Genomic DNA, 12140 nt, shown 5'->3' on the forward strand with positions numbered 1-12140 from the left:
CCAACAAAGAAAGTAATCGCTTCCTATTTTAATATGACTCAATTCTCGTCACATTTGCCACGCAACCCTGACGATGGGAACATAACAGGTCTCCGCTGGCGCGGTTGTCATAACTCCGCAACGTCGTTTTACTCGTGCGCCGCAGGGTTCCCCCCAAGTCTTTAGGAGGCCGTGAGGAAGTATCTTTAAGCCCCCGTGCAGTCCTCGCGCCGGATTTGCCACCATCCGCTTTGTGAAATCGTAGATCGCTCCGAAACAGCTTTGTTCATCACCTCCCTGGCTGCTCCATCTTCGCGGCGTTCCACACTCGCTCGTACACGGGTTATGTACCTGTTATGCTGTCTATGAAATTGTCAAAGTGCTGTCGAAGGGGGAAAACTTCTCCTTCTTATTAACTCTGACAAAAAGAGCAAAAAACAGGCGCTTCAAACGAAATTTTATCAAAATATTTTTGTTATAAGATGCAAAACAAGAACTTATCCAGTTTTATCTCCACTCTGATTAGTAGTACAATCTAAGAAAGAACGAAAATAGTTTTTAGCTAAATTTATTCATAATTTGTTTACAATCAAATTCCTAGCCATACAGCAGAAAAATGATGACGAAAGATCATGCAAATGCTATAATGTTTGCATATAGATATGACAATTTGACCATATCGGAATCTTTATTCAAACAGATGATTGGAGATATTGCTATTATGAGAAATCCATGGCCAATTTTCAGCATTGCGGCTCTCTCCGGAGCTGCGTGCCTGATATATGATCACTTTTTTTCTTACGAGACTATGTGGATTGCTGTTGTAGTGTTTCTTGCGCTGCTTGCTCTATGCTTTTTCGCATATTGCAAATATGAACACTGGCTGGCAAAGAAACTTAACCCCTATGTGGTGGCGTATCAAAGCGACCATAATCTTGAGAATTTGAAACAGGGATTGGATCGCTGGCGTCCTTGGGCACTCAGCAAGCATTCCAAAAACATCATTACAGCGAACTGGTTCTCCGCTCTGCTGGAACAACAGCGCTGGACAGAAGCGGAAGAAACTTTGGAGCAGTTTTTGCATCGAGCAAAAAATACGCAGGATAAACTGGGGTATCACCTACTTCGTGAAGATTACGCAAGGGCGATCGGAGACACTGAATTAGAGAAGCAGGAACGACTTCTAAGCGAACAGCTAAAAACCCAGCTTGGAAATAAAAAGGGAGAATCAAGAATACCCGCAAGCGCCAAAGAGAGTAAATATGCTTTCTTTTGCTGGCTCTCTTTCAGCGTTGGTCTGGCACTGTTCGGAATCATCAGCAATATCGCCACCGGGGACTCAATCCTTGGATCGTTTGGAGCCGGAGTTTTTATTTTGGGCTTGTTCTCGTTCCCAGTCTGCTTGATCTGGCTGATTCTCTGGTTGATCCGGCGCAGAAAGGAGGCTGCTAAATGACTTATATCCTCCCGGTACTCTATGTAATTGTGTCTTATACATTCTTTCTTTTGGCAGTTCATTTTGGCAATGCAATCACATTGCAGATAGTATCGATCCTTCTGCCCTTTATTATGGGGATCGTCAATTTGATTGTTGTGCTGACCGTAGGAAGAAAGTGGTCGAGAAAAACATTGCTGAACTGCACTTTGATTATCAAGTATGGACTAATCCCGTTCTACCTGATCGGAGGGAGCATCACTGTATATGTAACGCTGATGGCATTCTTCCCATTGCCGCTGATGGCGTTGTTCGGACTGGTAACCATTGTTTTTTTGATTTTTGGATACGGGATTCTATTAGGGGCAGCTCCCTATGCTATCGCTTATCTGATAAAGTCATGCAAAGACGGCATACATCCGAAATGGTTGGCGGTTTTAGCTGGAATCTGCCAGTTCTTCTTTTCCTTTGATGTACTTGCAATGATGGTTCTGACATTAAAGGAGCGGCACAGGGTCAAAACGACGATTGCCGTTTTCTGTGCAATGTGTCTTGCGCTCCTGCTTATCGTACTCTATGTGGTCATGACGCTGATAGGGGCATAATCGACCTTTATATAGGATATGAGTTGTTCATACATAAAACAAATTTGATAGAATCGCAAAAAGGATTTACGCTTATGAAAAAACAATGGATTGCTTTACTGACAGGATGTGTGCTGGTATGCAGTATGCTGGCCGGATGCGGCTCAAAACCTCAGACATCAGCTCCGGCAGCTGCGGGCAGCGATAAAGGCTGTACGGATGAGGCCATTCTGTCTCAGCTGAAAAATGACGGGACACCTGAGTTCGTACTGGATGGTACTTACTATACGCTTCCTTTGGAAACTTCCCAGCTGATACAAGCCGGATGGAGTTTGGAAACGGAAGAATATGATGCAGCAGAGGTTTCTCTGCAACCCGGCGAGCGTATTTATGGGGAACTTTCCAAAGACGATCAGGAAATAGATGTTGCAATCGTAAATGCCGGGACAGAGCCATGCAAGCCTGCTGAGGGCGGAACGGTGGTAGAACTGGAATACTCTGCCGATAAGGATCAACCAAATCCTGATTTCTTTGTAACGCTCAATGGGATCAACTGTGCGATGTCCAACGCAGCTTTACAAAAGGCGCTGGAAGGTGTAGACGGATATAAACTGAATTCCGCAGGAAATATCGACATCAATCGTACTGTTGATGATGATGAAATTGCTGTTTATAAAGTCATTCTGGATGATGACTACACAGCAATCACGCTTGCTTCGGACAATGTTTTTGAATACAAGGATTATCAGCCGCAAGAGGTAAAAGAACAGGCATCTAATGAAAAGATTGCCGCTTACAAGGATACTACAAAAGCCGAGATGGAGCCGTATGCTCAGGATTTCAATGCGATCATCGAGGGATATGAAGAAAATATGGTCGTTGGATTTTACAGTGAAGGTACTATTTGGGGCGAAGAAGTCGGTGAATATAAATCTATTGCCGGAACGCCGCTCGCTTCGGATGTGTCTCTCTACATCGCAGAGGATACAACCGGCCAGCTCTACTGTATTGCTAACCAGATTTTGAATGAAGATGGTACTGTAAGCACTGCCATTGAGCTTGAGGAAGGCGATCAGGTCAAGGTTTGGGGTTATGCTTCACAGTATCTGGAATTGCAGGAAGGTCTGAAAATCGTCGTGGTTCAGCCTGGTATCATTGAACGCAACGGCGAACTGGTGATCCTGGACAAAAATTTGAAAGCAGACTAATGCTTTTGAACGCCGGGTGCATCTATCAAAGGATTGCATCCGGCGTTCTCAACTTAAAACAATAATTAGGAGGAACAATTATGCTTACAATGAATGAAAAAGATAAAAATGAAATGCTGGAAGCCATTTTGAAGGAAAACGAAGCCTATCAGTGCAAGTTATGGGCGGTCATCATGGCCGGAGCTGATACCTATGCACTGATTGGAGGACTTTCTACACTGACGGGGGGTGCTGCCGCTGCATTAGGCGCACTGAGCAATGCTTACTGCTATCTGGGAGTTACCGAGAAACACCTGAATATGGTCATTGTAAATTCCGTCAATGTCTCAAAAATTGAAAACCGGCTTTCTCTGCCCTTAAGCAGCATAACAAAGGCAGAAGTCAAGGGTGGGCTGCTGCCCGGAAGAAAAGTCGTAATGCTGCATTTTGGAAAAGAAAAAATGAAAATTTCTTTGATGAACAATGCGATTGGCTCTGATATTCAGGGGCAGAAAGAAAATGTTGAGATGTTCTGCCAGATTGTTTCCAAACTCGGATAACCAGTATTATAAAGTGAGAGGAATCAGAGTATGAAAAAAATCTTAATTGTGTTATTAACTATGGTGTTGCTCCTTGCTGGATGCGGCAAAAATGGGGCTTCATCGCCACAATCTCCCTCTGATGAATCTGTGGCGGATCGGCAGAAACCCTCTTCTTCCGAAACCGAAATATCATCTGAAGATCATGCGATTCCCGGAAGTTATACCGTCCCGGAGGGATGGGAGAAATCTGAGAAGCATTCTACTGATTCGCAGATTTTCTACATAGAGGAAGGTCACGAAAATGATGAAAAGCCGGACAACATATCCATCCATGTAGGAAAGAACAAATATAGTCTGGAGGAGCATGAGCAGTTCCGGGATGCGATCGTCCAACAGATTTTGATGCAGCTGGATGGTATTGAAGCACAACTGAACGGGGATGGAACCTATACCGAGCAGGGAGATCTACTGTATATCTTTACTATCGACGAGGGCGATATTGTCACCACGCAATACTATATTGTAAAGGATTACGGGTTCTGCCTGATCCAGCTTACAAATTTCAGCGGATCAGAAACCACCGAACAGGCCGCCAGAGACATGGTAGATAGCTTTGTTTGGGATACAGAAGGATAAATTGACACAGGAACAGTGATTTTATAGGAAAACGACGAAGATGGAGAAACAAAAACTTTCAGGAAAAACAATTTTGAAGCTGGTAGGGGCACTTTTGGCTCTGGCTTATTTGGGATTTTGTCTCTATGCGGGTATTACCGGGAAATTTCCGAATATGCACAAAGCCGAGCATGTGATGCGTTTCGGTGACCTTAAAAACTGGGTGTCTGGCGGGATATCGGCTGTGATGATTTTTGCCCTGTGTATTACTTCTGCGCTCAATGACCTCAATCTCCAGAAGGGACGCAAAAAATCATTTTTACCGTTTTTTCTTACTATGATTTTGCCAATTATCCTTTTACTGCTTTTGGAGTCTTATCTGGATATTGGTTGGATCGGGATTGCCCTTTATGCCGGTATTGCAGTTTTTCTATTTGGAGTTGCATGGACTCCACAACTGTTGAATCAGTGGATCGCCCGCCGACTTTTGCGTGATGAACCTATGAGCGGCAAACAACAGGTACAGATCATTGAATGGATTCATTTTCATCCGCTGAAAAAGCTGCTGATTTTCGGGCTGTGGGGCTTTGGCGTCGTGCTGGTTCTGCGTGGCATCTGGGTAACGGCAACTGGAAAAATCGAAATGGACGGAGAGCTTTTCCTGTTTTTACTTGGTACAGCAGTTCTGGTTGTGGCGCTGTTTCAGAAAATGAGACGCTATATCTGCGCGCCTTACCGGAACATACCGGTACTGAATCAGATTCTCAGCAAAAATCAGCTGGAACAGCTGCTGGATGGAGAACATTTTGAACCAATAGAGTTTGAAGATGAGGGCATGAAAAAGTATCTGGAAATATACCAAAGCCAGAACTGGATGCTGATTGGCGGTAAGCTACTCTCAAAAAAGCTGGCTTTATGGTTCACAATGAATCGGTTCAGGAACCATACTTCCCTGAAGGTACTTTACCTTAACGGCATGACTGCCAAAGCAAAGGTCGATCTGGATATTCGAGGGGACCGGTACACGGAGTTTACTGCTGTGCTGAAAGAATTGATTGGATACGAAGGCACACTTAAACTGTATGAAAAAGAAGAACAGCTGGCACAGAAATTTGCATCCTTTTTCCCAGAGCAAACTTCCGAACAGGACCGTGTCGCTGCTTTTCTTTCTCAGGATGTGATAGCGATCCGGCAGGACTATATTCAGACCTTCTCCCCGCCGCCAGATCCCCGAAAGAAAAAACGGAGTAGACGGGAACGGGAATAAAAGGTTTTCTTCAATTTCAATGGAGAAAGGCTTACGAAAATAAAGAGGATATAACTTGGAGGTTACCTATGAACTATGATATGAATATGATTAAATACCGCAAAAGTGGGTTTTTCAGAATTGCAGCAGCTATTCTGATGATCTGTTTTACACTATTTGGGCTTACCGCTTGCGCCGGTACTACTGACAGCAAAGGTAATAACGATGATAATGCACTGATACAAGGAACATGGGAAATAGATACCGGCTCTGGTGCTGGTTATAAATTCGTTGACGATAAGTTTATGTGGTTAAAATCCATCGAGAATGTTAACGATAACTACTGGTACGGAGATGTTGAGTATTATAACGGTGCTGAAGCAATGGATATAGCAGGACTAACAGAGGAGGAACTTAAGAGCAGCCTGCCAGGTCTTAAACCTGAAAACATTTTTGTAACAAAATTAGATCCTGAAAAAATCATTACCGATGGTGAGGATAAAACTGCTACCAATATGAACGACCAAACCTTATGGACTCGCTTATGGCTTATTGAAGAAAATGAGGACAGTGTTGCTGCGGTAGTGTTTGATTTAGAAACTTTTAGTATGGAGAGCTACACTAAAGTTAAGTAAAACCAGAAATTAGAATTTATATAGGAGCAGATTATGGAAGTAAGAGAACTATTAAATGCATTAGCAGTTGCGGAAAGATTGAAAGACACAACTAGACATTGCTACACATCCAAAGGTAGACATGAAAGTGTAGCAGAACACAGTTGGATGATGACGGTAATGGCATTTTTTATGAAGAATGAATTTCCAGATGCTGATATGAATAAAGTTATTCAAATGTGCATTATTCACGATTTAGGAGAATGCTTTACAGGAGATATTCCCACTTTTATGAAAACAAAAGAACATGAGTGTACAGAAGAAAACTTGCTTAATGAATGGGTTGAATCATTGCCAAAAGCTACTCAAGTGGAAATGAAAGCATTGTTTAAGGAAATGGAAGAAAGAAAATCTATTGAATCAAAAATATACAAGGCAATAGATAGCTTAGAAGCTTTGATTCAACACAACTTTTCTGATATATCAACATGGTCAGAAAATGAATTTTCATTGAATTTAACTTATGCAGACGATAGGGTTGTATTTTCAAAATATTTATCTGATTTAAGAAATGCCATTAGAGAAGATACTATTAACAAAATCAATGAATGAAATTTCTGTTTGCATAACTGGCAGCCCAACCACAATTAAATCTTCACAGCTTTGCTAAGCAGGAAATCTGAAAAGGTCTCCTGCTTTTTTGTACCTCCAAAGCTACTACAATAGTAGGGCGCAAGGCCCTGTGCCAGAAGCACTTTGAGACCTTGCGCCCTTTGCTTATTCTATCCTAAAAATACTTTGCCAACTGCTTCAGACCGCGCCGGATACTGTCACGGACACGGCTTGGGTCTACCTCCTCCGCTGCGGCGATCTCACTCACGCGCATACCCAGGTAATACCGGGCGTAGATCCGCTTGGCCTGCTTCTCCGGCAGAGCCATCACAGCGGCATAGAGCTGCTCCCGCAGCTGCTTTTCCTCCAAAAGTAGTTCCGGTGTTTGGGGCTTCATCAGGATCGCATTTTCAATGCCATTGTCGCAGTCCAGGGAGTAATGCGCCTTATAGCGATACATCCTCCGGTCATAAGCAGCCTCCGCACGCTCGGCAGCTCGGATCGTCTCCAGCACATCTTCTGTTACTTCTACAAAGTGATCATTTTTGTAAACATCGGGATATAAGTCCCTAAGATTGACTTTCTTCATTATGTACCTCCATTTCGATTCACGGGCGATTGACGAGTGAACCGAAAGGAGGCGGAGATCGGCATCGACATACTTCGGGAGCTTTCCCGAAAAATCGATAATAAAAAGCGCCAGCTCCCTGCAATGGGAAACTGGCGCAACAAAAATGACTATGATTCTTCTGTTTTAGTTGGAATGATAATGCCGATAGATAGTCATACCTCCCCGGAGGAGGGGCAAGGCTTTTTTTAATTGGTGCAGCTCATGGGTGCTATGAATAACGAAAATTGACATGGCGGTATCCTCCCATATACCGCCCTCCTGATTGCATAAGCATCGGTCCGAAAAGCAAAAAGAAACGGCGGCTCTGATTTTCTCAAAGCCGCCGCTACATAGGCGCGTGGAAATGTATCTGCTGTACGACGGCTTTTTTTCTTTTGCCGTCGTCCGGCAGATAGCATCTGTATTTAGTTGTTGACTAAGGCTTTTATTTTTTCGACTAAATCAAAATCCGTTTTGCAGCAGAAGTCACCATAGTATAGTTTGGCTTTTTGCTCTAATGCCCTGCTGTTATCGCCAGACATCAGCAGAAAGGGTGTTTTCAAACCTTGTTGACGGATTTTTTCAAGTAAATCCAACCCCGTGCCATCTTTCATATTGAAGTCGGAGCAAATTGCATCTACTGTGATTGTTTGAAGTGTATCCAATGCGTCCTCAACGCCCGTAGCCTTAATCGTTTCAAATTCACCCGATAGCACGGATGACAGGATTTGCAGATATTCCGTGTTATCATCCACTATCAATATTCGTTTCATATCATTCTGCCGCTTACTCCACGGTAATCTGGATTGTGCCTGAAAAGTCTGTACCGATAATTCCGATGTAGTTCGCTCCTGCTTGAAGCTGAACGGCAACACTTCCGCTGGCAGATTCAGAAAGCACTTGCTCCTCTAAGTCCGGGGAAATGTAAATGAGCTGACAGTTTCCGTCAAGGGAATCAAGCTGGTATCGGATCACAATTTCACGGCACTCATTTTCCTTGAGGTCGGTGTCTGCAACTAAAATATCCTGTCCGTTAAATCCAGTTACAGAAGCGTCATAGGTGGCCCGAAAAACATCATTATCCGAAGTTCGGCTACCTTCAAAGGACTGATAAGGAGTTATGAGAGCGTTGCTTTTCCCGATCACCACATCGTTGCTTAATTGCTCTGCTCCATCCTTGAGATTTTCACCTAACCTATCGAGGCCGGAGCAGGCAGTACAGGCCAGCAAAGAAACTGCAATCAGGCAGCACCCAATAATTTTTCCAATTTTACGCATAGCCGTTTCCTCACTGAACGAAAGTAAGGAACAAGGCAAGTGCAATGATTCCCACCATCAGCAGTGCCCAAAAAACGCTGATCGCTGTGGATGCGATATTGATAATGCTACGGCTTTCCTTGCTCCGCACACATACCACTGAAAGGGTCAGACCCAGCAGGACAAAAACGGTATTGGCTCCGGCCCAAGCGGTTCTGATTCCGGCCGACAGCGAAAAGTGCAGGAGTGACGGGGCAAGAGCAGCCAGTGGCAATATGCTCACAATGAGCGCAGCGACACTGACTGATTGAAGTTTTTTCTTTTCCATAGTTTTACCTCATTTCTTTTTTCCCAAATTGGGTGACAGCCAGCGCGAAAAACAGACCAAACACTACAATCGCACACGGCAAGAATGGAAACATCGAAAATGCGGCATCGGAAGTTTCTGCTGTAAAATCATGGAGCGAGCAGGATACGAGATAACCGCTGTAACAGTACGGGTAAACAATCCACAGCGGCGTATTCGCAACCAATACACCGGGAATCACAAATAACAAATTCAATCCCACGGAAAGAAGCGGCTTTTCAAACAGTACGGTGATTGCCCACATAGCCGCAATACATGGCAGCATTGTCAGAAACAATCCCAAGCACCATTTCAACAGATACAGGATCGGTAAGGTTTCTGTTATTCCCATTGTCTGTGTTGCAACCACCCCAGCGATTACGAACACAACAAGAAACACCACCATTTCCATGAATAGATAAAAGGTAAGCACACAAAATTTTGCAATGGATAATGTATAGCGGCTGACCGGCAATGCCAACATTTTCAGAATCCCGTTATTTCCTGTTTCTCTCCCTGCGATCATCACGCAGACTACAATCATGCTGAATGGGAGCAGGTAGTAGGCGTAGACAAGCGCACTTTGAATGAACATGGCAGGCCACGCATTAGTGTATTCCGGCGTAAAATAGTTGCTCAAACTTGCAACCCCGGAAATCACTACCAATAAAGGTGCAATGAAAATCAAGGGTATAATTTTGGAGCGTCTTACTTTCATAAACTCGATTTTGAGTAAATCCAAAAAATTCATTTCTATCATCCCTCCTTACTCGTAGCGTCTGTATTTCGCTAACCACAAGCCTACGGCAAGGAACAACAGTGTTTCTGCCAAAGCAACAAGGGTAACTATCAGATCTGGCTGGGCGCTCATAGCTACCGCCGGTTTCAAAATAATCACAAAAGGATGTACCAGCAAAAGTGCCACCTCCGAATTTGCAAGAGCCATACCACTTAGAAAACCAGCGACACCAATTCCAAGCGGCACCCACATATTTTCAAAACGCGAGGAAATCAACAGCATAAACGACAGTACCGGCATGGATGTAATAAAAGAGTATCCGGCAAAGCGCACCAGCGTACCCATTTCAAATGCTCCGTTCGGTAAGTCTGTCATGCCAATCTGTGCAAGTGCCAAATTTTGCAGCATGATTGCAACCAGAAACATGACCGTCAGAATCAGGAATTTGCACAGGTACATCGCGGGAACGCTTACGGGAAGCATATACATCTTCTTGACAGCGCTTCCCTTAAACTCTATGTTGTAGATCATGCAGGCCGCAACTACGATGCCGAACAGGTTCAGCACCATAATCATGCCGTAAAGCTGGGTCAGCAGGACATCCATCGGAGCCAACGGCAGATTCAAAAGCGTGTCCTTCCGCACAATGAAATTGACAAATGCGTAGGCAGCTCCCAAGATGCCAACAGCCAGCAACACGGGGATTACGCCGGTTCGCTTTTCTTTCCGAAGTTCGATTGCCAGCGTTTTCATAATTTTGCCCTCTGCTTTCTATCCATGTTGTCTTTCTCAACCATAGAAAGGAACACATCTTCCAGATTGTCCGCAGCGAAGCCAGATTGCAGGGCGTATTGACGAAGATCATTCATGCTACCCTCAAACAGCAACCGCCCGTGGTTGAGAATTCCAATGTCATCCGCAATCAATTCAATTTCAGACAGCATATGGGACGAGATCAGCACCGTGCAGTCGTAAAGGCTGGGCAAAGATTTTACCAGATTGCGGATTTCGTGGATGCCGGACGGGTCAAGGCCGTTGGTGGGTTCATCCAGGATCAGAATCGGCGGACGCCCTAACAGTGCCCCGGCAAGGCCCAAGCGTTGCTTCATCCCCAGCGAATACTTCTTTGCCAGCCGGTCGCCAAACTCGGTCAGCCCCACCAACTCCAGAGCATCTTCCACATCGGCTTTTGGCAACCCCAAAATGCGGCGGATAATATCGAGATTTTCCCGCCCGGTCAGGTTTGCGTAGAAAGACGGAGCTTCAATGAAAGAGCCGATCTCTTTGAGAATGGCAATCCGATCACCCAGAAACTGCTTCCCGTCAATGGTAAAGCTGCCCTTTGTCGGTGCAGTCAGGCCCAGCAGCATTTTCATAGTCGTGGATTTTCCCGCACCGTTGGGGCCGAGGAAACCGTAAATGCTGCCCTTGCGAATATGAAGCGAAACATTGTTGACCGAGATGAAATTTTTGTACTTCTTTGTCAACTGTTCCGTTGTAATGATATAGTCCATAGAAACATCTCCTTTCGATGTTTTATGATACAACTTCAACCTGACATCTACATTCTCCTGTCCTTACTTTTACCTTACTTTTTAAGAAGCGAGGCTGCAAAATGGACAGCTTATGATATAATAAAAACAAAGGAAATCAGATTGGAGAGGATGCTATGGATAATTCCTTTTTGCATAGTAAAAGGCTCTTGTTGGTAGATGACGAGCAGGAGTTATTGAAGATGGTATCAGATATATTGAAAGATGCGGGATTTGAAACTGTCCTTACCGCTATGTCGGTCAAGGAAGCTGTTCTGACCGCCAAAGAAGAAACCCCCGATTTAATTGTTTTGGATGTCATGTTGCCGGATGGGGACGGCTTTTCTCTGATGCAGCAGCTCCGCACTTTTAGCAGTGTACCGATTATTTTTCTGACAGCAAAAGACGAAGCATCAGACAAACTATCGGGCTTGGGGCTTGGGGCAGACGATTACATTTCAAAGCCCTTTATGCCGCAGGAATTATTACTGCGTATCTATGCTGTGCTGCGCCGAACCTATAAAGAGGATTCTCCGCTGCTTGTTTTAGATGGGTGTACGATTGATTTCAGTAGAGCCGAAGTCCATAAGGGTAGTGAGGTTATTTCCCTAACTGCCAAAGAACACACCTTGCTGGAAACCCTTGCCCGCAATGCAGGAAAAATTGTTACCGTAGATACTCTTTGTGAAGCATTATGGGGTGATAACCCTTTTGGCTATGAAAACAGCCTAAACGCTCATGTCCGGCGTGTCCGGGAAAAGATTGAAACCGATCCATCAAAACCTGTGTCCCTGATAACCATTAAAGGATTGGGCTATAAGCTGATATCAAGGAAGTGATGC

Annotated in this window: 17 protein-coding genes; 10 read left to right on the forward strand and 7 right to left on the reverse strand. The window is 44.4% G+C overall.

Going from position 1 to position 12140, the window contains the following annotated elements; translation table 11 throughout:
• The first annotated feature begins 625 nt into the window (after positions 1-625).
• From WKT11_RS14455 to WKT11_RS14490, 8 genes are all read left to right on the forward strand, one after another.
• Positions 626-1435 carry a ribonuclease III gene (locus tag WKT11_RS14455; protein ID WP_340285121.1) on the forward strand — a complete coding sequence of 270 codons (810 nt, stop codon included), beginning with the start codon at positions 626-628 and terminating at the stop codon, positions 1433-1435.
• Entirely contained in the window at positions 1432-2019 is a 588-nt protein-coding gene (locus tag WKT11_RS14460) for an ABC transporter permease (protein ID WP_117677330.1), read from the forward strand. The genes WKT11_RS14455 and WKT11_RS14460 overlap by 4 nt, the downstream gene beginning before the upstream one ends.
• 74 nt (positions 2020-2093) lie before the next feature.
• Positions 2094-3206 (forward strand): hypothetical protein, encoded by a 1113-nt coding sequence (locus tag WKT11_RS14465; protein ID WP_004613374.1) that lies wholly within the window; start codon positions 2094-2096, stop codon positions 3204-3206.
• Positions 3207-3286: 80 nt separating this feature from the next.
• On the forward strand, positions 3287-3745 hold the full coding sequence (locus WKT11_RS14470; RefSeq protein ID WP_002592082.1) for a hypothetical protein: 459 nt from the start codon (positions 3287-3289) through the stop codon (positions 3743-3745).
• A 30-nt stretch (positions 3746-3775) separates the two neighbouring features.
• Positions 3776-4363 (forward strand): hypothetical protein, encoded by a 588-nt coding sequence (locus tag WKT11_RS14475; RefSeq protein ID WP_013378569.1) that lies wholly within the window; start codon positions 3776-3778, stop codon positions 4361-4363.
• Between the two features lie 40 nt (positions 4364-4403).
• Positions 4404-5609, forward strand: coding sequence for a hypothetical protein (locus WKT11_RS14480; RefSeq protein ID WP_340285133.1), 1206 nt, complete (start codon positions 4404-4406; stop codon positions 5607-5609).
• 68 nt (positions 5610-5677) lie between these two features.
• Positions 5678-6223, forward strand: coding sequence for a hypothetical protein (locus tag WKT11_RS14485; RefSeq protein ID WP_117677332.1), 546 nt, complete (start codon positions 5678-5680; stop codon positions 6221-6223).
• Positions 6224-6256: 33 nt separating this feature from the next.
• A complete protein-coding gene (locus WKT11_RS14490) occupies positions 6257-6814 on the forward strand; it encodes an HD domain-containing protein (RefSeq protein ID WP_117677333.1) in 558 nt (185 codons plus the stop codon).
• Positions 6815-6989: 175 nt separating this feature from the next.
• On the opposite strand, the gene WKT11_RS14495 is transcribed toward WKT11_RS14490, so the two are convergent.
• Positions 6990-7403, reverse strand: coding sequence for an RNA polymerase sigma factor (locus WKT11_RS14495; RefSeq protein WP_117677334.1), 414 nt, complete (start codon positions 7401-7403; stop codon positions 6990-6992).
• A gap of 36 nt (positions 7404-7439) precedes the next feature.
• On the opposite strand from WKT11_RS14495, the gene WKT11_RS14500 reads away from it, so the two are divergent.
• Complete coding sequence (locus tag WKT11_RS14500) at positions 7440-7634, forward strand: hypothetical protein (RefSeq protein ID WP_117639760.1); 195 nt, start codon at positions 7440-7442, stop codon at positions 7632-7634.
• A gap of 215 nt (positions 7635-7849) precedes the next feature.
• On the opposite strand, the gene WKT11_RS14505 is transcribed toward WKT11_RS14500, so the two are convergent.
• The 6 genes from WKT11_RS14505 to WKT11_RS14530 are packed head-to-tail and all read right to left on the reverse strand — an operon-like array spanning position 7850 to position 11280.
• Positions 7850-8179 (reverse strand): response regulator, encoded by a 330-nt coding sequence (locus tag WKT11_RS14505; protein ID WP_340285137.1) that lies wholly within the window; start codon positions 8177-8179, stop codon positions 7850-7852.
• A 31-nt stretch (positions 8180-8210) separates the two neighbouring features.
• On the reverse strand, positions 8211-8702 hold the full coding sequence (locus WKT11_RS14510) for a hypothetical protein (protein ID WP_006775162.1): 492 nt from the start codon (positions 8700-8702) through the stop codon (positions 8211-8213).
• A gap of 10 nt (positions 8703-8712) precedes the next feature.
• Entirely contained in the window at positions 8713-9009 is a 297-nt protein-coding gene (locus tag WKT11_RS14515) for a hypothetical protein (protein ID WP_006775163.1), read from the reverse strand.
• 4 nt (positions 9010-9013) lie between these two features.
• A complete protein-coding gene (locus WKT11_RS14520) occupies positions 9014-9778 on the reverse strand; it encodes an ABC transporter permease (RefSeq protein ID WP_039892263.1) in 765 nt (254 codons plus the stop codon).
• A gap of 15 nt (positions 9779-9793) precedes the next feature.
• Entirely contained in the window at positions 9794-10519 is a 726-nt protein-coding gene (locus tag WKT11_RS14525) for an ABC transporter permease (RefSeq protein WP_006775165.1), read from the reverse strand.
• Complete coding sequence (locus WKT11_RS14530) at positions 10516-11280, reverse strand: ABC transporter ATP-binding protein (RefSeq protein ID WP_006775166.1); 765 nt, start codon at positions 11278-11280, stop codon at positions 10516-10518. The genes WKT11_RS14525 and WKT11_RS14530 overlap by 4 nt, the downstream gene beginning before the upstream one ends.
• Positions 11281-11435: 155 nt before the next feature.
• Between WKT11_RS14530 and WKT11_RS14535 the strand changes: the two genes are divergently transcribed.
• The gene (locus WKT11_RS14535; RefSeq protein WP_006775167.1) at positions 11436-12137 is read left to right on the forward strand and encodes a response regulator transcription factor; all 702 of its coding nucleotides are present in this window, start codon (positions 11436-11438) and stop codon (positions 12135-12137) included.
• The last annotated feature ends 3 nt before the right edge of the window (positions 12138-12140 follow it).

Origin of the sequence: Blautia sp. HCN-1074, assembly GCF_037890165.1 — a bacterium.
Lineage (GTDB): Bacteria > Bacillota > Clostridia > Lachnospirales > Lachnospiraceae > Blautia_A.

Excerpts from the sequence above, each read along its gene's own strand:
- WKT11_RS14455 (WP_340285121.1), top strand. The coding sequence starts at position 626 with ATGTTTGCATATAGATATGACAATTTGACCATATCGGAATCTTTATTC.
- WKT11_RS14460 (WP_117677330.1), top strand. The coding sequence starts at position 1,432 with ATGACTTATATCCTCCCGGTACTCTATGTAATTGTGTCTTATACATTC.
- WKT11_RS14465 (WP_004613374.1), top strand. The coding sequence starts at position 2,094 with ATGAAAAAACAATGGATTGCTTTACTGACAGGATGTGTGCTGGTATGC.
- WKT11_RS14470 (WP_002592082.1), top strand. The coding sequence starts at position 3,287 with ATGCTTACAATGAATGAAAAAGATAAAAATGAAATGCTGGAAGCCATT.
- WKT11_RS14475 (WP_013378569.1), top strand. The coding sequence starts at position 3,776 with ATGAAAAAAATCTTAATTGTGTTATTAACTATGGTGTTGCTCCTTGCT.
- WKT11_RS14480 (WP_340285133.1), top strand. The coding sequence starts at position 4,404 with ATGGAGAAACAAAAACTTTCAGGAAAAACAATTTTGAAGCTGGTAGGG.
- WKT11_RS14485 (WP_117677332.1), top strand. The coding sequence starts at position 5,678 with ATGAACTATGATATGAATATGATTAAATACCGCAAAAGTGGGTTTTTC.
- WKT11_RS14490 (WP_117677333.1), top strand. The coding sequence starts at position 6,257 with ATGGAAGTAAGAGAACTATTAAATGCATTAGCAGTTGCGGAAAGATTG.
- WKT11_RS14495 (WP_117677334.1), bottom strand. The coding sequence starts at position 7,403 with ATGAAGAAAGTCAATCTTAGGGACTTATATCCCGATGTTTACAAAAAT.
- WKT11_RS14510 (WP_006775162.1), bottom strand. The coding sequence starts at position 8,702 with ATGCGTAAAATTGGAAAAATTATTGGGTGCTGCCTGATTGCAGTTTCT.
- WKT11_RS14515 (WP_006775163.1), bottom strand. The coding sequence starts at position 9,009 with ATGGAAAAGAAAAAACTTCAATCAGTCAGTGTCGCTGCGCTCATTGTG.
- WKT11_RS14520 (WP_039892263.1), bottom strand. The coding sequence starts at position 9,778 with ATGAATTTTTTGGATTTACTCAAAATCGAGTTTATGAAAGTAAGACGC.
- WKT11_RS14525 (WP_006775165.1), bottom strand. The coding sequence starts at position 10,519 with ATGAAAACGCTGGCAATCGAACTTCGGAAAGAAAAGCGAACCGGCGTA.
- WKT11_RS14530 (WP_006775166.1), bottom strand. The coding sequence starts at position 11,280 with ATGGACTATATCATTACAACGGAACAGTTGACAAAGAAGTACAAAAAT.
- WKT11_RS14535 (WP_006775167.1), top strand. The coding sequence starts at position 11,436 with ATGGATAATTCCTTTTTGCATAGTAAAAGGCTCTTGTTGGTAGATGAC.